The sequence below is a fragment of the Thioalkalivibrio sp. AKL17 genome (assembly GCF_000377885.1).
GTDB classification, from domain to species: domain Bacteria; phylum Pseudomonadota; class Gammaproteobacteria; order Ectothiorhodospirales; family Ectothiorhodospiraceae; genus Thioalkalivibrio; species Thioalkalivibrio halophilus.
Genome location: NZ_KB898768.1, coordinates 53,487 through 71,572 on the forward strand (window position 1 = coordinate 53,487; position 18,086 = coordinate 71,572).

General features: G+C 69.3%; 23 protein-coding genes. 14 read left to right on the forward strand and 9 right to left on the reverse strand.

The window, feature by feature from the left end:
* The 14 genes from D577_RS0110350 to D577_RS0110415 all read left to right on the forward strand — a co-directional run bounded on the left by D577_RS0110350 (window position 1) and on the right by D577_RS0110415 (window position 10,325).
* The gene (locus D577_RS0110350; protein WP_026289010.1) at window positions 1-948 is read left to right on the forward strand and encodes an NAD-dependent epimerase/dehydratase family protein; all 948 of its coding nucleotides are present in this window, start codon (window positions 1-3) and stop codon (window positions 946-948) included.
* Window positions 949-966: 18 nt separating this feature from the next.
* Window positions 967-1,941, forward strand: a complete 975-nt coding sequence (locus tag D577_RS0110355) for a calcium/sodium antiporter (protein ID WP_018947406.1) — start codon at window positions 967-969, stop codon at window positions 1,939-1,941.
* Window positions 1,932-2,909, forward strand: a complete 978-nt coding sequence (locus tag D577_RS0110360; protein WP_018947407.1) for a KpsF/GutQ family sugar-phosphate isomerase — start codon at window positions 1,932-1,934, stop codon at window positions 2,907-2,909. Before D577_RS0110355 ends, D577_RS0110360 begins: the two co-directional genes overlap by 10 nt.
* Window positions 2,909-3,445: an HAD family hydrolase gene (locus tag D577_RS0110365; RefSeq protein ID WP_018947408.1), complete on the forward strand. Its 537-nt coding sequence runs from the start codon at window positions 2,909-2,911 to the stop codon at window positions 3,443-3,445. Before D577_RS0110360 ends, D577_RS0110365 begins: the two co-directional genes overlap by 1 nt.
* A complete protein-coding gene (gene lptC / locus D577_RS0110370) occupies window positions 3,442-4,020 on the forward strand; it encodes an LPS export ABC transporter periplasmic protein LptC (protein WP_018947409.1) in 579 nt (192 codons plus the stop codon). Before D577_RS0110365 ends, lptC begins: the two co-directional genes overlap by 4 nt.
* Window positions 4,017-4,559: a lipopolysaccharide transport periplasmic protein LptA gene (lptA, locus tag D577_RS0110375; RefSeq protein ID WP_018947410.1), complete on the forward strand. Its 543-nt coding sequence runs from the start codon at window positions 4,017-4,019 to the stop codon at window positions 4,557-4,559. Before lptC ends, lptA begins: the two co-directional genes overlap by 4 nt.
* Window positions 4,556-5,296: an LPS export ABC transporter ATP-binding protein gene (lptB, locus tag D577_RS0110380; RefSeq protein WP_018947411.1), complete on the forward strand. Its 741-nt coding sequence runs from the start codon at window positions 4,556-4,558 to the stop codon at window positions 5,294-5,296. Before lptA ends, lptB begins: the two co-directional genes overlap by 4 nt.
* 84 nt (window positions 5,297-5,380) lie before the next feature.
* Window positions 5,381-6,904, forward strand: a complete 1,524-nt coding sequence (locus tag D577_RS0110385) for an RNA polymerase factor sigma-54 (protein WP_018947412.1) — start codon at window positions 5,381-5,383, stop codon at window positions 6,902-6,904.
* A gap of 3 nt (window positions 6,905-6,907) precedes the next feature.
* Window positions 6,908-7,246 (forward strand): ribosome hibernation-promoting factor, HPF/YfiA family, encoded by a 339-nt coding sequence (gene hpf, locus D577_RS0110390; protein ID WP_018947413.1) that lies wholly within the window; start codon window positions 6,908-6,910, stop codon window positions 7,244-7,246.
* A 4-nt stretch (window positions 7,247-7,250) separates the two neighbouring features.
* Entirely contained in the window at window positions 7,251-7,715 is a 465-nt protein-coding gene (locus D577_RS0110395; RefSeq protein ID WP_018947414.1) for a PTS sugar transporter subunit IIA, read from the forward strand.
* A 2-nt stretch (window positions 7,716-7,717) separates the two neighbouring features.
* Entirely contained in the window at window positions 7,718-8,758 is a 1,041-nt protein-coding gene (gene hprK / locus D577_RS0110400; RefSeq protein ID WP_018947415.1) for an HPr(Ser) kinase/phosphatase, read from the forward strand.
* A gap of 5 nt (window positions 8,759-8,763) precedes the next feature.
* A complete protein-coding gene (gene rapZ, locus D577_RS0110405) occupies window positions 8,764-9,651 on the forward strand; it encodes an RNase adapter RapZ (RefSeq protein ID WP_018947416.1) in 888 nt (295 codons plus the stop codon).
* A 4-nt stretch (window positions 9,652-9,655) separates the two neighbouring features.
* Complete coding sequence (locus tag D577_RS0110410; RefSeq protein WP_018869829.1) at window positions 9,656-10,081, forward strand: PTS sugar transporter subunit IIA; 426 nt, start codon at window positions 9,656-9,658, stop codon at window positions 10,079-10,081.
* A complete protein-coding gene (locus D577_RS0110415; protein WP_018947417.1) occupies window positions 10,053-10,325 on the forward strand; it encodes an HPr family phosphocarrier protein in 273 nt (90 codons plus the stop codon). Before D577_RS0110410 ends, D577_RS0110415 begins: the two co-directional genes overlap by 29 nt.
* 3 nt (window positions 10,326-10,328) lie before the next feature.
* On the opposite strand, the gene D577_RS0110420 is transcribed toward D577_RS0110415, so the two are convergent.
* From D577_RS0110420 to D577_RS0110460, 9 genes are all read right to left on the reverse strand, one after another.
* Window positions 10,329-11,261: an AEC family transporter gene (locus D577_RS0110420; protein ID WP_026289012.1), complete on the reverse strand. Its 933-nt coding sequence runs from the start codon at window positions 11,259-11,261 to the stop codon at window positions 10,329-10,331.
* A gap of 96 nt (window positions 11,262-11,357) precedes the next feature.
* Window positions 11,358-11,750 (reverse strand): thioredoxin, encoded by a 393-nt coding sequence (gene trxA / locus D577_RS0110425; RefSeq protein ID WP_018869826.1) that lies wholly within the window; start codon window positions 11,748-11,750, stop codon window positions 11,358-11,360.
* A gap of 56 nt (window positions 11,751-11,806) precedes the next feature.
* Window positions 11,807-12,409: an LON peptidase substrate-binding domain-containing protein gene (locus tag D577_RS0110430; protein ID WP_018947419.1), complete on the reverse strand. Its 603-nt coding sequence runs from the start codon at window positions 12,407-12,409 to the stop codon at window positions 11,807-11,809.
* Window positions 12,406-13,041, reverse strand: coding sequence for a flavin prenyltransferase UbiX (locus tag D577_RS0110435; RefSeq protein ID WP_018947420.1), 636 nt, complete (start codon window positions 13,039-13,041; stop codon window positions 12,406-12,408). The genes D577_RS0110430 and D577_RS0110435 overlap by 4 nt, the downstream gene beginning before the upstream one ends.
* Window positions 13,038-14,438 carry a UDP-N-acetylmuramate:L-alanyl-gamma-D-glutamyl-meso-diaminopimelate ligase gene (mpl, locus tag D577_RS0110440; RefSeq protein ID WP_018947421.1) on the reverse strand — a complete coding sequence of 467 codons (1,401 nt, stop codon included), beginning with the start codon at window positions 14,436-14,438 and terminating at the stop codon, window positions 13,038-13,040. The genes D577_RS0110435 and mpl overlap by 4 nt, the downstream gene beginning before the upstream one ends.
* Window positions 14,435-14,953 (reverse strand): hypothetical protein, encoded by a 519-nt coding sequence (locus tag D577_RS0110445; protein ID WP_018947422.1) that lies wholly within the window; start codon window positions 14,951-14,953, stop codon window positions 14,435-14,437. Before D577_RS0110445 ends, mpl begins: the two co-directional genes overlap by 4 nt.
* Window positions 14,950-15,717 carry a VacJ family lipoprotein gene (locus D577_RS0110450; protein WP_018947423.1) on the reverse strand — a complete coding sequence of 256 codons (768 nt, stop codon included), beginning with the start codon at window positions 15,715-15,717 and terminating at the stop codon, window positions 14,950-14,952. Before D577_RS0110450 ends, D577_RS0110445 begins: the two co-directional genes overlap by 4 nt.
* A 43-nt stretch (window positions 15,718-15,760) precedes the next feature.
* Window positions 15,761-16,984 (reverse strand): argininosuccinate synthase, encoded by a 1,224-nt coding sequence (locus D577_RS0110455; RefSeq protein WP_018947424.1) that lies wholly within the window; start codon window positions 16,982-16,984, stop codon window positions 15,761-15,763.
* A gap of 86 nt (window positions 16,985-17,070) precedes the next feature.
* A complete protein-coding gene (locus D577_RS0110460; protein ID WP_018947425.1) occupies window positions 17,071-18,063 on the reverse strand; it encodes an OmpA family protein in 993 nt (330 codons plus the stop codon).
* Window positions 18,064-18,086 lie beyond the last annotated feature (23 nt).

Below are 18,086 nucleotides of genomic sequence, written 5' to 3' on the forward strand. Positions count from 1 at the left end.
ATGCGCGTTGCCGTCACCGGCGCAGCCGGTCGCATCGGCCGGGTCCTGCTGCCCGAACTGCTGCACACCCCGGAGGTGGAGCGGATCATTGCCCTGGATCGCGAACCGGCGGACTTCCCCGGGGCCGCGACCCTGCCGGCGGACCGCTACGACCTGCGCCAGAAGGATCTGGCGCAACTGACGCCCGAAGACCTCGCCGGGACCGATACCCTGGTGCATCTGGCCTTCCAGCTGATGGGCGGGCACGGCGGACGCCAGCGCCACGACCGCGACTGGGTGCGCCGGCAGAACGTGGAACTGTCGCGGTCGGTCTTCGCGACCGCCGCACAGGCCGGTGTGCGCCATGTAGTGTTCCTCTCCAGCGCCGCGGTCTACGGCCCGTGGCCGGACTCGCCCGTCCCCCTGGACGAGGACCGGCCGCTGCGCCCGCGCTTCCCCTACGCCGAGGACAAGGTCGCCACCGAACAGGCCCTGGAGGCCACGGGGCGCGACTATCCCGATCTGGTCTCCACCGTCCTGCGGCCGCCCGCGGTAGTCGGGCCGCATGCCCACCCGCTGCTGCAGCGGATCGCCCGCAGCCGCCTTCACCCGGCCGGGATCGACGCGCCGGTGCAGATCCTGTGGGAAGAAGACGCCGCGCGGGCAATCGCCGCCGCGGTCACCCGCCGCGCCCCGGGCTGCTTCAACCTGGGCACCGAACCGGTGTGGTCGCTGCGTGCCATGGCCCGTTACGGTCGGCGCCTGACCCTGCCGGTACCCGCCGGCCTCATTCGCAGACTGCACCCGCTGGCCTGGCGCCTGAGCGCACGGGCCGGTGATCCGGGCTGGGTGCGCGGGCTCGACGGCCCGCTGGTCCTGGACTGCACGCGCGCACGCCGGGAACTCGACTGGCAACCCCGGGTCACGACCCCGGAGTGCCTCGAGCGCCTGCGGGTCGGCAATCGATAGGGGGCGACCGGACCACGCATGCTGCTGCCGCTGCTCGCCGTCGTCGGTGGTCTCGTGCTGCTCGCCGCCAGTGCCGATCGCTTCGTGTTCGGCGCCGCCGGCCTGGCGCGCGGGCTCGGGGTCTCGCCGGTGCTGATCGGCCTTACCGTAGTCGCCTTCGGCACTTCGGCCCCGGAGATCATCGTCTCGCTGCTGGCCAGCCTGCAGGGAGCGCCGGGGCTGGCGGTGGGCAACGCGATCGGCTCGAACATCGCCAACCTGGGACTGGTACTCGGGCTGGCCGCCCTGATCGCCCCGATCATCGCCGGTCACGGGCTGGTACGACGCGAACTGCCACTGTTGCTGCTGGCCACGCTCGGTGTGCTGTTGCTGCTGCTGGACGGCCGGCTGGCGCGGGCGGAAGGGGTGATCATGCTGGCCGGCCTGATCGCGGTCGTGGTCTGGATGATCCGCGCGGCCCGCCACCCCGGCACGCCCCCGGAGTCCGACCCCGGGCTGGCCCCGCCCCCGCCGGCGGCCACGCCCGGCGGTCTCCCGACCGCCCTGGGGTGGCTCGCCGGCGGTCTGGTGGTGCTGCTGGCGAGCAGCCAGGCGCTGGTCTGGGGGGCAGTCGAGATCGCCACCGCCCTGGGAGCCGGCGAACTGCTGATCGGCCTGACCCTGGTCGCGATCGGCACCAGTCTGCCGGAACTGGCCACCACCGTGGCCAGCGCGCTGCGCCGCGAAACCGGCATGGCCCTCGGCAACGTCGTCGGTTCCAATCTGTTCAACCTGCTGGCGGTGCTGGCGGTACCCGCCCTGATCGCGCCGCTGGCGGTGGAACCCGCAGTGCTGACCCGTGACTATCCGGTGATGCTGGCCCTGACCGTGGCGGTGCTGCTGGCCGCCCGCTTCGGCTCGGGACGCATCACCCGCTGGCACGGAGCCCTTCTCCTTCTGGCCTTCAGCGGCTACCTTGTGACTCTCGCAATCACGGCACCGGCATGGATCTGAACCCCGACACAACCCGCAAGCTTGCACTGGCCGTCCTCGAAAATGAGGCCGACGCGGTGCGCGGCCTCACCGCGCGCATCGACGACGCCTTCCTCGCGGCCTGCCGGCACATCCTCGCCTGTCGCGGGCGGGTGGTGGTTACCGGCATGGGCAAGTCCGGCCACATCGGCAGCAAGCTGGCGGCCACCCTCGCCTCCACCGGCACGCCGGCGTTCTTCGTGCATCCGGGCGAGGCCAGCCACGGCGATCTCGGCATGATCACCCGCGACGACGTAGTGATCGCCCTGTCGAACTCCGGCGAGACCGACGAGATCCTCACCATCCTGCCGCTGATCCGACGCCTGGACGTCCCGCTGATCGCGATGACCGGCAACCCCGGCTCGCGCCTGGGCACCGATGCCAGCGTACACCTGGATGTCAGCGTGGAACACGAGGCCTGCCCGCTGGGGCTGGCGCCGACCTCCAGCACCACCGCGGCCCTGGCGATGAGCGATGCCCTGGCGGTGGCGGTGCTGGACGCGCGCGGCTTCACCGCGAACGACTTCGCCCGCTCGCATCCCGGCGGCCGCCTCGGGCGTCGCCTGCTGATCCACGTCGGCGACATCATGCATACCGGCGAAGCGATCCCGCGCATCGCACCAGACGCGCCGCTGAAGGATGCGCTGTTCGAGATCACCCGCAAGGGGCTGGGGCTGGTGATCGTCAGCGACCCGGAGGACCGGATCCTGGGGGTCTTCACCGACGGCGACCTGCGCCGCACCCTGGACCTCGGCCACAGCCTCGACAGCCTGACCATCGGCGAGGTCATGACCCGCGACGGCCACACCGCCGGTGCCGACTGGCTGGCGGCCGAGGCCCTGGAGATGATGGAGAGCCGCCGGATCAACGCCCTGCCGGTGGCCGACGCCGACCGCCGCCTGCAGGGGGTCATCAACATGCACGACCTGCTGCGCGCGGGGGTGGCCTGATGAACACCGAAACCGACCTTTCCACCCTGCAGCGGACCACCCGACTGTTGATCCTGGACGTCGACGGCGTGCTGACCGACGGCGCGCTGTTTCTCGGCGACGGTGGCGAACAGTACAAGGCCTTCCACAGCCGCGACGGCCACGGCCTGCGCATGGCCATGGACGACGGGCTGGAGGTCGCAATCCTCACCGGGCGGCAGTCGGCGGTCGTGGAGCATCGCCTGCGGGATCTGGGCATCCGTCACTGCATCCAGGGCCGGCGGGACAAGGGCGCCGCGCTGGCGCAATTGCTGGAGCAGACCGGGCACCGCGCCGCCGAGGCCGCGTTCGTGGGCGACGACGTGGTCGATCTGCCGGCGATGCGCAGGGTTGCCCTGGGCATCGCGGTCGGCGACGCCCATCCGTTCGTGCGCCAGCACGCGCAGTGGGTCACCACGGCCGGTGGCGGGCGCGGCGCGGTGCGCGAAGTCTGCGAGGACCTGCTGGCCGCGCGCGGCCGCCTCGAGGCCGTGCTCGAAAGCTACCTGCACGCATGAGCCCGGATCCGCGTCGCGCCCTGCTCGCCGCCTGGCTGCTGACCACCGGGCTCCTGCTCGCCGGGCCGACAGCGGCCGAGCCGCCTGCCGAACCCGCGGCCGACGCCGAACCCACGCTGCAGATCGAGGGGTTTACCGCGCATGTCACTGGCGAGGACGGGCGGCCCACCCACCGCCTGCAGGGGGCGCGGCTGCGCGAATACGACCGGGATGCGGTCCAGTTCATCGATGACCCGGAGCTGGATCTGCTGGACCAGCGGGGCCTGAACTGGACCTGGCGGGCCCCGCGCGCGGCGCATCAGCCCGATCGCGAACTGCTGCATACCTTCGGCCACACCCGCGGCGTGAGCCCCGAACGCAACGAGCGCGTGCGCACGGTGATCGAGTCGCGCGACGTGCGCGTGGCGCTGGACACCCGGCTGACGACCTCGTCGGCGTCGAGCACTCTGGAACAGCCGGGACTGTTCCAGCGGGGTACCGGCCTGCGCGCCGACCCGCAAGCGGATACCATTGAACTGCTCGCCGAGGTCTACACGCTGTACAGCGACCTGCCGCAGGAGGACCGCCCGGAATGAACCCGGCCACAACCGAACATCGCCGCGCGGGCATCCGCCGACCGGCCCCGCTGCTTGCCGTAGCGGGCGTACTCGCACTGATCCTGGCGGCCCCGCCGGCGACCGGCCGCGAGGATGCCCTGCCGGTGGAGATCACCGCGGACCACGCCGAGATGGACGAACGCGCGGGCACCGGCACCTACACCGGCGACGTAATCGTGGTGCGCGGCGATGCCACGCTGGAAGCAGACCGCGTGATCGTGCACATGCGCGAGCGCCGCCCCTACGAGATCGAGGCCCACGGCGAGCCCGCACGCCTGGAGTCGCCCGATCCCGAGACCGGCGAGATGCGCATCGCCGAAGGGCTGCGCATCGACTATTTCCTCGACGAGGAACGCGTGATCCTGACCGAACGGGCGCGCGTCATCACCGCCGCCGAGGATGCCCGCGGGCAGCGCATCACCTATGACCTCGAGCGCGACGTGATCCGCGCGGAACGCGGCGACACCGACGACGAGCGCGTGCACATCCGCCTGCAGCCACGCGAGGACGATCCATGAGGCCCGCGGCCGACGGCCATCTGGTCGCCCGCGAGCTGAGCAAGCGCTATGGCCAGCGTACCGTGCTGGACGCAATGGACGTGGACCTGGTGCCCGGCGAGGTGGTCGGCCTGCTGGGACCCAACGGGGCCGGCAAGACCACCTGTTTCTACAGTCTGGTCGGCCTGATCCGGCCCAATACCGGGCGCATCACCCTGGGCGGGCGCGACATCACGCAGGCCCCCATCCACGAACGCGCCCGCGCCGGGCTGGGCTATCTCCCGCAGGAGGCCTCGATCTTCCGCCGCCTGTCGGTCCAGGACAACCTGCAGGCAGTGCTGGAACTGCGGCCCGGACTGGACCGCCACGAGCGCCGCCGCATCGGCGATGCCCTGATCGAGGAATTCCAGCTCGAAACCGTGCGCCACAGCCCCGGCATCGCGTTGTCCGGAGGCGAACGGCGGCGCGCCGAGATCGCCCGTGCGCTGGCCGGTGATCCGCGGTTTATCTGCCTGGACGAACCCTTCGCCGGGGTCGACCCGATCTCGGTCAGCGAGATCCAGGAAGTGATCCGCCACCTGGCCGAACGCGGCATCGGCGTACTAATCTCGGACCACAACGTGCGCGAGACCCTGGGCATCTGCCACCGCGCCTACATCCTCAGCGAGGGGCACCTTCTGAGCGCGGGAACGCCGGAGGAACTGCTGGACGATGCCCGCGTGCGCGAGGTCTACCTCGGCGAAAATTTCCGCCTGTGACACCGATCGCCACATCCGGCCGGTGCACAAGGCCACAACAAGGGATTACTATTCACTTATGGTGAACAACGCCTCTCCCAACTCATGCTGAAGCCCGGGCTGAACCTGCAGCTCGGTCAGACGCTGACCATGACGCCGCAGCTGCAGCAGGCCATCCGGCTGTTGCAGCTCTCGACGCTGGAGCTCCAGGCCGAGATCCAGCAGGCGCTGGAAAGCAACCCCATGCTGGAACAGGCCGAGGACGACGAACTCGGCGCCGATGGCGAAGAAACCCCGGACCCCGGCACCGAGGGCGAGAACGAGACCGCCAGCGATGCCGCCGCCGGCACCGGCGAAACGGTGGACGCCGGCGGTTCGGAGGATGTCATCCCCGACGAACTGGTGACCGACACCCGCTGGGAAGACATCTACGACGCCAGCGCCAGCCCGCGCGGACTGGACGACCGCGATCCCCTGGAAAACACCTCGGACGACGATGGCGGTGGCCTGCAGGACCACCTGCTGTGGCAGCTGCATCTGTCGCACCTGACCCCGCGTGACCAGCGCATCGGCGCCGCCCTGATCGACACCATCAACGGCGACGGTTACCTCGAGGGGGACGTCGAGACCCTGGCCGACACCATCAGTCAGGGCGAGGACACCCCGGTCGGCACCGACGAGGTGGAGGCAGTGCGCCACTGGCTGCAGCACTGCGACCCCCTCGGGGTCGGGTCGCTGGATCTGCGCGAGTGCCTGGAGGTCCAGCTGGGCGAGCTGGCGCCGGACGCGCCCTCGCGCGAAGCCGCGCGCGCGGTCCTGGAACACGGCATGGACGCCCTTGCCCGGCGTGACTACAAGGCACTGCAGCGCCAGAGCGGCGTGCGCGATGCCGACGAGCTGGCCGCGGCCCTGGACCTGATCCGTACGCTCAACCCGCGCCCCGGCGCCCAGATCAGCGAGACGCCGCCGGAATACGTGGTCCCGGATGTCTACGTGCGTCATACCGACCAGGGCTGGCAGGTCGACCTGAATCCCGAGATCGCCCCGCGCATTCGCGTCAACGACCTCTACGCCGGCATGGTCCGCCAGGTCTCCGATGCCCGCGACAGCGCATTCATGCGCGACCAGCTGCAGGAGGCGCGGTGGTTCATCAAGAGCCTGCACAGCCGCAACGACACCCTGCTGCGCGTAGCGCGAGCGATCGTCGAACGCCAGCAGGGGTTCCTGGAACACGGCGAGGTGGCGATGCAGCCGCTGATCCTGCGCGACATCGCCGAAGCCCTGGAGATGCACGAGTCCACGATCTCGCGGGTGACCACGCAGAAATACATGCACACCCCCCGCGGAGTGTTCGAATTCAAGTATTTCTTCTCCAGTCACGTGGGCACCAGCGACGGCGGGGAATGCTCCGCGACCGCGATTCGTGCCATGATCCGCGAACTCATCGAAGAGGAAACGCCGGGCAAACCGCTCAGCGATTCCCGCCTCGCCCAGATCCTGGCGGATCGGGGCATCAACGTGGCCCGACGTACCGTGGCCAAATACCGGGAGGGCATGAACCTGCCATCCTCCAGCGAACGCCGCCAGATGGCCGCCATGCCGACCGGAAGCAAACCGAAAGGAGCCTGACCCATGCAGATCAACCTCACCGGACACCACGTCGAAATCACCGACGCCCTGCGCGACTACGTCAACGAGAAATTCCAGAAGCTGGAACGCCACTTCGACAAGGTGATCGACGTGCACGTGGTGCTGACCCACGAGAAGACGCAGAAGCTGCACAACAAGGCGGAAGCGAATCTGCAGGTCACCGGCAACCACATCCACGCCGAGGCCAGCCACGACGACATGTACGCCGCCATCGACGGCCTGATCGACAAGGTCGACCGCCAGCTGATCAAGCACAAGGAGAAGGTCAAGGACCATCATCGCGCCGAAGGCCACCAGCGCAACCGCGAACAGACCCCGTAAACCGATGAACCCGGCCGAGCTCATCACCCCGGAGCGCATCGGACTGGAAGCCGACTGCTCCAGCAAGAAACGAGCGCTGGAAACCCTCGCCGATCTGCTGGTGGACGGGGCCGCGGACGGGCTGGCGGCCAGCGCCGCGTTCGAAGCCATGTCGGCCCGCGAAAAACTGGGCTCCACCGGGCTCGGCCATGGCGTGGCGATTCCGCACGGCCGTCTGGCCGAGCTGGATACGCCCCGCATCGCGGTCCTGCGTCTGGATCAGGGCGTGGATTTCGAGGCCATGGACCACGAACCGGTGGACATCCTGATCGCCCTGCTGGTGCCGGAAGAGGCCACCAGCGAACACCTGGACCTGCTGGCCCAGCTCGCACGCGGCCTGTCGCAGCCGGACACCCTCGCCGGCATCCGGCGCGCCGCGGACAGCGCGGGGGTCCAGCAGGCCCTCACCCGGGCCCTGGGAGACACCTGACCATGGCCGACCGGGCGGAGGCGGCAGGCGACGGCACCGCGAGCAACATCACCATCGCCGCGCTCACGCGGGCGATGGGGAGCCGTCTGGACCTGCGCTACGTCCACGGGGAGGAGGCCGCGGGCGACCGCGAACTCCTGGGAGTCGGCGATGGCGACCTGCCGCTGGCCGGCCATCTCAACCTGATCCGCCCCAACCGCATCCAGGTCATCGGCGACTACGAGGCCCGCTACATCGCCGGCCTGTCCGACGAACAGCGTGACCACCTTGTGCTGGAGATGGCCCGCACCGGCACCACCATGGTGATTTTCGCCGAGGACACCTGCCCGTTCCCGCGCATGCCCCACGCTGGTGACGACCCTCTACCAGTGATACTGTGCACTCGCACCTCCTCGCACGAAGTCATCGCCCTGCTCCGCTATTTCCTGCAGCAGCGCCTCGCTCATTTCGAGGTGCGCCACGGGGTGTTCATGGAGATCCTCGGGATCGGCGTGCTGATCTCGGGGGCGTCGAGCGTCGGCAAGAGCGAGGTAGCGCTGGAACTGATCTCACGGGGCCATCGGCTGATCGCCGATGATGCCCCCGAATTCGCGCGCATTGCCCCCGATATCGTGCGCGGACACTGCCCCGCCCTGCTCCAGGACCTGCTCGAGGTGCGCGGCCTGGGCGTGCTCAACATCCGCGCGATGTACGGCGACTCGGCGATCAAGGGCGGCAAATATCTGCGCCTGATCATCGATCTGCGCGACCACAACGAGCCCTCGCCGGTGCCGGACGATCGTCTGAACGGGCGTCGCGGCGAAAGCGAGATCCTCGGCCTGCGCATCCCGCTGATCAGCCTGCCGGTGGCGCCGGGGCGCAACATCGCGGTCATGATCGAGGCCGCGGTCCGCAATCACCTGCTGCACATGCAGGGCTACATCGCCGGGGACGACCTGCGCGCCCGCCAGCGGCGCCAGATGGGCGAGGATCAGCAGGAGGAGTCCATCTTCCACATCGGCGGGCCCAGCACCACGGTCCCCAACCCCGATCCCGAGGGCTGACCGACATGCGTCTGCTGCTGGTCAGTGGTCTGTCGGGTTCCGGCAAGACCGTCGCCCTGCATACCCTGGAGGACGCCGGCTACTTCTGCGTCGACAACCTTCCGCTGCCGATGCTGCCGGAACTGGTGGAGAAGGTCCGCAGCGGCCATTACGACACCGGCGGTGACCGCCACCTGGCCGTGGGCGTGGACGTCCGTTCGGGCCTCGACGCCCTCAGCGGCTTCGGCAAGCTGCTGGGCGAGCTGCGCGGATCGGGCCTGGAGGTCGAGGTGCTGTTCCTCAATGCCTCCGACGAGGTCCTGCTGCGCCGCTACCACCTGACCCGCAGGCGGCATCCGCTGGCTCGCGACGGCATCCCGCTGGTGGAAGCGATCGGCATGGAACGGACCTGGCTGGGGCACGTGGCGGTGGAGGCCGACCTGACCGTGGACACCAGCCGGCTGTCGATGCATGACCTCGCGCGCACGCTGCGGGGCCGGGTCGGCAGCCGCGAGACCGCCGGCCTGTCCCTGCTGTTCCAGTCCTTCGGCTTCAAGCACGGCTCGCCGCTGGATTCCGATTTCGTGTTCGACGTGCGCTGTCTGCCCAACCCCCACTACGAGCGTGAACTGGCGCCGCTGACCGGGCTGGATCCGGCGGTGGCGGGTTTCCTCGACAGCCACGGCGAGGTCGGGGCGATGCTCGAATCCATCCACGGCTTCCTCGACACCTGGATCCCGCGGCTGGTGGCGGACCATCGCAGCTATGCCACGGTCTCCATCGGCTGCACCGGCGGGCGCCACCGCTCGGTCTACCTGGTGGAACGGCTGGCGGCTGCGTGGCGCGAGCGGGAACATGTTACTGTTAGCACCCGTCATCGCGAGCTCGATTCTCTCTCCCCTGAAACGGAGTAGTTCCATGGGCGTCGGTCTGATCCTGATCACGCATCAAAACCTGGGCGACACACTCCTGCAGACCGCGCAGAGCATGCTGGGAGACCTGCCCGAGGACTGCGAGTCCATGGCGATGTCGCAAAGCGACGATCCGGACGATATTCAGGCGCAGGCGCGCGCCCGCATGGAAACCCTCGACAGCGGTGCCGGTGTGCTGGTCCTGACCGACATGTTCGGCTCCACGCCGGCCAACGTGGCCAGCCGCGTGGCGCGCGGACACAACGCGCGCGTGATCGCGGGCGTCAACCTGCCGATGCTCGTCCGCGTACTCAACTACCGCCATCTGCCCCTGAGCGAACTGGTCAACAAGGCGCTGTCCGGGGGCCATGACGGAATCCTTCTCTGCGACCAGGAATCCAGCGATGCCGCAGCGCGCAGTTCCCATCGTTAACCGGCTGGGCATGCATGCCCGGGCCGCCGCGAAGTTCGTCGGCCTCGCCAGCCAGTACACCGCCGACGTCACCGTCGCACGCAACGAACAGGAAGTGAACGGCAAGAGCATCATGGGGGTGATGATGCTGGCCGCCGCGCAGGGCTCGGAGATCACGATCCGCACCGACGGCGCAGAGGATGCCGAGGCGGCGCTGGATGCCCTGACCGAACTGGTCGCGGACCGCTTCGGCGAGGAATCCTGAGGCTCATCCCCCCAGAAGACCGCCGGCCAGGGCGAACCACAGCGGCAGGGTAACCAGCGAAAGGGCCGTGGTCAGGGTCACCGCGGCCGCGTACAGCCCGGTATCCAGCCCGAAGCGGTCACAGAACACCAGCCCCAGCACCATCGCCGGCATGGCCGCCTCCAGCACCGTCCCGGTCGCGGGGATCCCCTCCATGCCCAGCAGCCACACCAGTCCCAGCGCCACCGCCGGCGCCAGCAGCAGCTGGATCACCACGACGACCGCCAGCGGGCGGGCGTCGCGCCCGTGAAAGCGGTGGAAGACCAGTGCCAGGCCCAGAGCGAACAGCATCAGCGGCGACACCGAATCCGCCAGCAGTCCCAGCCACTCCTCCAGCCAGACCGTCTGCGGCACCCCGCCCAGGTTCAGGGTGACACCGGCGAGGGCGGCCCAGATCGACGGCACCGACAACAGGCCGCGCAGCGGATGCACCGGCGGCATGCGGCCGTCGCCGTAGCGGCGCGCGAGGACCACGCCCAGGGTCAGCACCAGCGGCAGGCAGGCGAACAGGTCGTACTGGATGGCAACCGCGCGCCCCGCCTCGCCGAACAGACTGTCGAGGATCGGCAGGCCCAGATAGGTCGCGTTGGGCCAGGCGGCGGCCAGCAGCATCGCGCCCACTGCGGCTCGGTCGGCGGTGCATGCACGGCACGCACCGGCAGTAACGGCCAGGGTAATCAGGACCGTCGCCCCGGCCACCAGGGCGATGCGCACCGAGTCCAGGCCCAGCGGTGCAGTCCACAGGACCTGCAGCACCAGCGCGGGCAGCAGCAGGTAATAGACGAGCGTAGTGAGGACCCGGCGGGTGGTTTCGGCATCCAGACCGCCGGGCTGCAGGATCCGCCAGCCGACCCCGGCAACGATCAGGGCCCCCATCTGGGTCATCACGCTGAGCACGGGGGGGGACCTCGTCGGCTTGTCAGGGTCGGTTCGAGTGGCGGACGGAGCGACCCGGAAACGGGCCGCGGGAGGTGGTTACGGCGGGAGCCGGGCTCAGGCGTTGCCGCCGGCCTGCTGCTCCTGTTCCTGCTGCTGCTTTTCGATGTCGGCGCGCACGGCCTCCATGTCCAGCTCGCGCACCTTGCCCAGCACCTCGTCCAGCTGCGCCGCGGAGAGGACGCCCGGCTGCGAAAACACGATGACCTGCTCGCGGAAGATCATCAGGGTCGGGATGGAGCGGATCTGGAAGGCACCGGCGATGCCCTGCTCCTCGTCGGTGTTGACCTTGGCGAAGACGACGTCGTCGTGCTTGTTCGAGGCTTCCTCGAAGGTCGGCGCGAACTGCTGGCACGGGCCGCACCACGGCGCCCAGAAATCCAGGATGACGATGTCATTCCCGGTGATGGTGGATTCGAAGTTGTCCTGCGTGAGTTCCTGAACGGCCATGATCGGCTCCGGCTTGAAATTACGGCCCTTTACCTTAACAGGCCGCCCAGATGCTGTCAGGGAGACGACTGCGCGAGCATGGCCGCCCGCAGACGCTCGAGACGATCGATCGGATCATCGGATTCCAGCAGCGACTGCTTGACCGCGAGATCCACCGGCAGCAGCTCGGCGAGCCGTCCGGCCACCCAGGCCGAATCATCCAGGTGCCGTTCGAGATGCGACCAGGGCGTGCCCAGCTGATCCAGCAGACGCTCCAGCAGATCGGCCAGCGATGCATAGTCCACCGGCAGGCTGACCGCCGGCCATTCGTCCAGCGGCTCCACCTCGCCCAGCCACAGTCCGTCATCCCCGCGCCGCGGGTTGTGGATCTGCTGGCGCTGCGCCCCCTTGGCGAGGATCCCCAGCAGACCGTCGGGGCGCTGGTCCCAGTCGATGATGCGCGCCTCGGTGCCCACCGCATGGAATCCGACCGTCGGATCCGATTCGTCCGGCGGTTCTTCGCCCTCGGCGGGCGGCTCGATCGCCACCACCACGAAGCCGCTGTCGTCGCGCAGGCAGCCACGCACCATGTCGAGATAGCGCGTCTCGAAGATCCGCAACGGCAGCAGACCACCCGGGAACAGTACGGTGTTCAGCGGAAACAGCGGAAGCGTCTTCATTCGGGGCCGTCCTCTCCACCCTGGCGGTGCCCGGTCCCCCAGCGGGGACCCAGTGCGTGTTCGATCTGCAGGTGATCCAGGACCCGCGCCACCATGAAATCGATCAGGTCCTGCAGACCTTCAGGGCGATGGTAGAACGCCGGATTGGCCGGCATCACCACGGCGCCCATGCGGGTCAGACGCAGCATGTTCTCCAGATGGATCTCGGAGAACGGGGTCTCGCGCACCACCAGGATCAGGCGGCGGCGCTCCTTCAGGACCACGTCGGCGGCGCGCTCGATCAACCCGCGCGAAGCCCCGGTCGCCACCGCCGAGACCGTGGCCGTGGTACAGGGGCACACGACCATGGACTCGGGGGCCGCCGAGCCGCTGGCCACCGGGGCGGTCCACTGATCCGGGCCGTAACACTGAATCTGACCCGGCTCAGCAGCGTAGCGTTCACTGAAGAACCGGGCGATCTCCGCCGGCCGCCCGGGCACGCCGAGGTCGGTCTCCATCCCGAGCACCACCTGTCCCGGCTTCGACACCATCAGATGCACTTCGACCCCGGCCTGCACCAGACACTCCAGCAGGCGCAGGCCATAGGGTGCCCCCGACGCGCCGGTCAGGGCCAGGGCGATGCGCCGACTCATGACCGCTCCTCCCGCAGGCGGTCGATCAGGCGCTGATGCAGCCCGCCAAAACCGCCGTTGCTCATGATCACCAGGGTGTCGCCGGGTCGCAGGCCGTCCAGCAGCCCCTGCAGCAGCTCATCCACCGACGGCGCCACCGTCAGGCGCTCTTCCAGACGGGTGCGCAGCGGACCGATGGCCCAGTCCAGGTCGGGCGGCCGGTACAGGTGCACGCCATCAGCGCGATCCAGGGCATCGCCCAGCGCACCCGCGTGCACCCCCATGCGCATGGTGTTGGACCGGGGCTCCAGCGCCACCAGCAGGCGCCCGCCCTCGTCCAGTCCGCCGCGCAGGCCCTCGAGGGTCATGCGGATGGCGGTCGGGTGATGGGCGAAGTCATCCAGGACCCGGACCCCGGCGATCTCCGCACGCAGCTCCTGGCGTCGACGGACCCCGCGAAACTCCGGCAGCGCCGCCAGCCCGGTGGCGAGCGGCACGCCGGCGTGGCGGGCCGCGGCCAGCGCCGCCAGCGCATTGGCCTGGTTGTGCCGACCGCACATCGACCATTCAACGCGACCACACGGCTGTTCGTTTTCCAGGACCTCGAAGCAGCGACCGTCGGCCGACAGCGAGCGAGCGCTCAGCGCGACCGCCGAGTCTGCGGGGCCGTCCTCGCCGGTCGCGAGCCGCTCCACCGGTGTCCAGCAACCGGACTCCAGCACGCGTTCCAGTGCGGCGTCCCCGGCGGGCATCAGGATCTTGCCCTGGCCCGGCACGGTGCGCACCAGATGATGAAACTGACGCTCGATCGCCTGCAGATCCGGATAGATGTCGGCGTGATCGTACTCGAGGTTGTTCAGCACCAGGGTCCGTGGCCGGTAATGGACGAACTTGGCGCGCTTGTCGAAGAACGCACTGTCGTATTCGTCCGCCTCGATCACGAAGAACGGCGACTCGCCGAGACGCGCGCTCACGCCAAAGTTGCCGGGCACCCCGCCGATCAGGAACCCCGGCGCCATGCCGGCGTACTCCAGGATCCAGGCCAGCAGCGAGCTGGTGGTGGTCTTGCCGTGGGTCCCCGCGACCGCCAGCACCCAGCGGTCGTGCAGCACGTGCTCCGCCAGCCACTGGGGACCGGAGGTGTACGCCTGCCCGCGGTCCAGCATCGCTTCCACCGCGGGCGTGCCACGGGTCATCACGTTGCCCACCACCACCGGGACGTCCTCGGGCAGGGCTTCGGCCTCGTAACCCGCGTGGTAATGGATGCCTGCGGCCGCCAGCTGCTCGCTCATGGGGGGATAAAGCGTCTGCGCGTCGGCCCCGCTCACGCGATAGCCGCGGGCGCGCGCCAGCTGCGCCAGCCCGCCCATAAAGGTCCCGCCGATCCCGAGGATGTGCAGATCGGCGGAGCGGTTCATGCCGTCACCGCCCCGGCCACGCCCTGGGTGATCACCGACGAGATCAGGACGAACCCCAGCGCGATCACGACCCCCGCCATGCGGTTCGACAGTTCGAGGGCCTGGTGCAGGATGTGGCCATACACGAACAGCAACCAGCCCAGCAGGAGCAACATGCCCAGCACTGCCAGCGGCGGAGCCTCCCCGGCCTCCGGATCAATCGGAGCGACCAGTGTCAGCAACGCCATCAGCAGGCCGAGGATCGCGCCGGTACCCACCATCGCGGTATAGGTCTGGACCTGGCGCCCGACAAAGCCCTGAAACCGCAGTGCCAGGGCCACGAAGCCGAACAGCACCGCCACATCCACCAGATTCATGACCAGGGCCGCAGTCGCGCCATACATCGGCACGCCGATGGCCAGCCCCACGGCCACCGCGACCCCGGTCCAGAACACCGCGAGCGCGGGATCCGCCGGCAGGTCCTGCGGTCCGCGGCGGGCGCGCAGGATGTCCAGCATGACCAGCAGGCCGTTCACTCCCCGGCCTCCATGGCTTCCAGCGCCTCAAGCTCGTCCAGCATCTCCTCGGCCTGCTCGTCGGCTCGCCGGCCCCCGGTAAGGAAATCGCGCCGCTGCAGATACGCCCTGCGCATGGCGATGTAGGGGTCATCGGAAAGCTGGTCGATCATGGCCTCGGTGTCGATGAGCCCCGCACGCATGTCGACCACGTCCACCACCACCAGGCCGACCCACAGCGGCGTGCGATCGCGCCGGACGCTGCGGACGTTGCGCGGATCGGTCTGACTGTCGACCAGGCGGGCGGGCGCATCCCGCGCGGTGCTGGGCCCCAGCAGCGGCAGCTGCAGATAGGGCCCGGACGGCACGCCCCAGGCACCGAGGGTCTGGCCGAAATCCTCGTTGTTCTTGTCCAGTCCCATCGGCGAGGCGACGTCGATCAGGCCGGCCAGACCGAACGTGGTGTTGAACATCAGCCGGCTGGTATCCGAGGCCGCGGCGTGCAGATTGCCCTGCAACAGGTTGTTGAACAGGACCGTCACGTCGTTGAGGTTGGAGAAGAAATTGCCGACGCCCGTCTGCACCGTGTCGGGCAGGCGGCGGTACTGCACGGCCGTGGGCCTGAGGATCGCCTGGTCCACCTCCTGGTTGAAGGCGAACATCGCGCGGTTGTAGGACTCCCAGGGATCATCCGGATGGCGGTCCTCGGACGGTACGCTGGCGCAGCCGGCCAGGCCGAGCAGCAGACCGAGCGCCAGCCCGGGCACGACCAGCCACCGCAGCATGCCCCGCGCCGACCCTCGCGGACGCCCCGGGAAGCCCATGACCTCAGGTCCCGCTGCGGTTGCGGCTGGCCGCGATCCGCAGGCGCAGCGCGTTGAGCCGAATAAAGCCTTCGGCGTCCTTCTGGTCGTACGCGCCGGCGTCGTCCTCGAAGGTCGCGATGGACTCGTCGAACAGGCTGTCCGGCGACTGGCGACCGGCCACCATCACGTTGCCCTTGTACAGGCGCAGGCGCACCTCGCCGTTGACCACGCCCTGGGACTCGTCGATCGCCGCCTGCAGCATGCGCCGTTCGGGGCTCCACCAGTAGCCGTTGTAGATGATGCTGGCGTAGCGCGGCATCAGCTCGTCCTTCAGGTGGGCGGCCTCGCGATCCAGGGTGATCGACTCCAGCGCGCGGCGCGCACGCAGCAGGATGGTACCGCCCGGAGTCTCGTAGCAGCCGCGCGACTTCATGCCGACATAACGGTTTTCGACGATATCCAGCCGACCGATGCCATGGGCCCCGCCGCGCTCGTTCAGCTTCGACAGCAGTGCAGCCGGCGACAGCTTCTCGCCGTTGATGGAGACCGGGTCACCGTTCTCGAAGCCGATGGTGAGGACCTCGGGCTCGTCCGGCGCGGCCTCGGGCGACACCGACCAGCGCCACATGTCTTCCTCGGAGTCGGTCCACGGATCCTCCAGCGGACCGCCCTCGTAAGAGATGTGCAGCAGGTTGGCGTCCATCGAGTACGGAGACTTCTTGCCCGCCTGGGCATAGTCCACCGGAATGCCGTGCTGTTCGGCGTATGCCATCAGGCGCTCGCGCGAATTGAGGTCCCATTCGCGCCACGGAGCGATCACCTCGATCCCCGGCTTGAGCGCGTAGGCACCCAGTTCGAAGCGGACCTGGTCGTTGCCCTTCCCGGTCGCGCCATGGGCGATCGCGTCGGCGCCGGTCTCCTCGGCAATCTCCACCAGCCGGCGCGCGATCAGCGGCCGCGCGATGGACGTCCCCAGCAGGTATTCGCCCTCGTAGACCGTGTTGGCGCGGAACATCGGGAAGACGTAGTCGCGCACGAAGGTCTCGCGCAGGTCCTCGATGTAGATCTGCTTCACCCCCAGGGCCTCGGCCTTGGCGCGGGCCGGTTCGACCTCCTCGCCCTGGCCCAGATCGGCAGTGAAGGTGATGACCTCGCAGCCGTACTGCTCCTCCAGCCACTTGAGGATGACCGAGGTATCCAGACCGCCGGAATAGGCGAGGACGACGCGCTTGATGTTCGAACTCATGGGCATGCAATCCTTGGGAAAGACACTGAATCAATGTTTACGCCGGCCAGTCGGCCGGGCGTATCGAGCCATGGCGGCGGGGACTGCTACCAGGCCGTACCGTCCCCGGGTTCCACCGGCTGCGGAGCGGCCGGGACATCCCCGGCGGGGTCGGCGTCACGGGCAGCCTCCGGTGCCGGATCCTCACCCTGAGGCCCGGAGCCGCTGCTGCCGCGCTCGCCCACCCACCAGATCTCGGCGCGACGGGCATCGCGTGACTCGTCCTCGACCCCGGGAGCGACGCCCCCGGCCTCGATTTCGATGTCGGCTGTGCCCAGGCCGGCCTCGCCAAGTGCGTCACGCACGGTTTCGGCCCGCTGCTGGCTGATTCGCCGGTTCACTCTGTCCGGGCCTTCGGCATCGGTCAAGCCGATCACCCGCAATCGCGGCCCTTCGACCCCGTCCAGGGCCGCCACCACCCGGTCCAGCGTCGCCCGGGCCTCACCATCCAGAGCCGTGCGCCCGGAATCAAAATAGACCACCCAGCGCTCGCGTGCCGTCCCGTCACCGGCCTCCGGGGCCCCTTCGGCCATCCCCTGCTCCGCCTGACAGATACGGAAGCCCTCGACCCGGCGCCCGAAACGGATGCCACGGAAATGCACGATGTCCTCGCCGTCGGGGAACCCAATGCGCACATCATGGCCGGCGAGCAGACGTGCCTTGAGGGCCTGCACGCGATCGTCCGGCACACGGAAGCGGTCGTCCGGGCCCGCCCGCAGCATCAGCGACAATGGCGCCGGGCCGTCGCCGGGAAGCCATTCCGGTGCCCCGGTTTCCAGCGGCGCCTGCGAGCGCCCGGGCACGGGATAGGGCGGATCCCAGAACGCGCGGACCGCCAGACCGGGACGGGTCTCGAACTGCAGCGAACCGCCGTGGCGCACCCGCTGTTCCAGGCGGCACAGGTCGTCGATCTCGACGCGGGTCCAGTCCGAACGCTCGAGCGTCTCCTGATACAGCGTGCCGCCCGGCGCCGGAGCGGCCAGCAGGACCAGCGCGGCGCCGGTCAGCCAGACCGCCAGCCGCCCGGCGGCCCGCGGCAACCCCGGACGTGACTCGCGGCGCA